This window comes from Mesorhizobium sp. M2A.F.Ca.ET.067.02.1.1 (assembly GCF_004023285.1).
Taxonomy (GTDB): Bacteria; Pseudomonadota; Alphaproteobacteria; order Rhizobiales; family Rhizobiaceae; genus Mesorhizobium.
Map to the genome: position 1 here is coordinate 1 of NZ_RZSB01001074.1, position 1,455 is coordinate 1,455.

Here is a 1,455-nt window from a genome sequence, read left to right on the forward strand (position 1 = left end):
GCATTCGGCGAGGATCTTGCCGCCGTAAACCTGCGCGACGACGGTCAACCGGTCGCCGTCGCGGTGAATTTCGTTGACATAGGAGACCAGCGGCCAACCCGTGCGTGCAGCGAGGTCGCCGGCGACGTCGAGCCCGTTGGCGGAGTAGGGCACCAGCACCAGGCCGGGCTCCTCGGCTGCAACGGTATCCTTAAGCAGCCGGGCATAGGATTCGGCGGCGATGAGCTGGGAGCCGCCGGCGCTTGCCGCGACGAGCCTGTCGGCGGCGCCGAGGTTCGCGGCGGCGGGCTCTAGCTCCTGGCCGGCGAAGAAAGCGACGACCTCGTCACCCGCCGCGCCGGCCGCGCGCGCCGCGGTGATCATTTCCAGCGAAAACGGCTCGATCTTGCCGAATGAGCCTTCCGTGCAGGCGACAATCCGCATCGCTTAAACTCCTGCAAAGCCTTTGGCCGCCAGGATGCTGGCCAGCCTGTCGGCGACATTTTCGGGATTGTCTCCGAGATTTTCGCCGCTGCCGCGCTGTCCAGGCAATCTCAGCGCGACGATCTCGGCTGATCTTTCGAACCCGGCAGGTACGGACGGCGCCTTGCCTATGGCCGTCTTCGACGCCTCTCTCAGCTTGCTGCCCGAAACATAGCGTGGCGCCTTGGATGCGGTCTGCACGCCGATCACCGCCGGCAGCGCAATTTCGTAGGTCGCGGCGATGCCTCCGCCGCGCTCCTGTGTCACGCGAAGGGCCGAGGCCTCGATGTCGACCCGGCTGGACCCCGAGACATGCGGCCAGCCGAGCAGGGCGCCGGCATAGGGCACGAGCTGGCCGAACAGATCCTCGGTCGACTGGACGCCGCAAAGGACAAGATCGGCGGCCTTGGAGCGTGCGAGCGCAACGATCGAGCTGGCAATCGCCCGCGAGTCGATCATGCCATCCGCTTCGGCTTCGAGCGCGACCGCTTCGTCCGCGCCGCGGGCAACCGCCATTTGCAGCACACGGGTGCTTCCCTCGCCGATGGCGACGGCCACGACCGTCGCGCCGGACGCTTCCTTCAAAAGGATCGCCTCTTCCAGCGCATGGTCGTCAAAATCGTTGAGCTGGAAATCCAGCCACTCGCGGTCGATGCCGCGTCCGTCGCTCGTCAGTTCGAGCTCGCCCGCGGAATCCGGGATCATTCGCAGCACAACGAGAATTTTCAAGGGTCGATCCTCCCCCGGGCGTACCTCAGGCTCCCGGTACCTGCGGCCTATTAGATCGCAACCGCCGCCGTGCCCAATCGAGAAAATCGTAATAGCAGCTATTACAACTCAGGTGATTGACCTTCGCGGCGATGCAGCCGCTAATCCGAAGCGTTGGGAGGCTTGGGCAATCGGTTGTCGCTGGGCGCTTTGTATTTTTCGATATAAATTGCGAAATAGACTATAAATTTTCCAATTTTTATTTGGGGTAGGAACAATCGGCAT

At 63.4% G+C, this 1,455-nt stretch carries 2 protein-coding genes; both read right to left on the bottom strand.

Features of this window, described 5'->3' with window-relative positions; translation table 11 throughout:
• The coding region (locus tag EOA28_RS35545) for a hypothetical protein (RefSeq protein WP_210214994.1) at nucleotides 1-423 on the bottom strand (423 nt) is incomplete at its 3' end.
• A gap of 3 nt (nucleotides 424-426) precedes the next feature.
• Nucleotides 427-1,191, bottom strand: coding sequence for an electron transfer flavoprotein subunit beta/FixA family protein (locus EOA28_RS35550; RefSeq protein WP_128298455.1), 765 nt, complete (start codon nucleotides 1,189-1,191; stop codon nucleotides 427-429).
• Nucleotides 1,192-1,455: the final 264 nt, after the last annotated feature.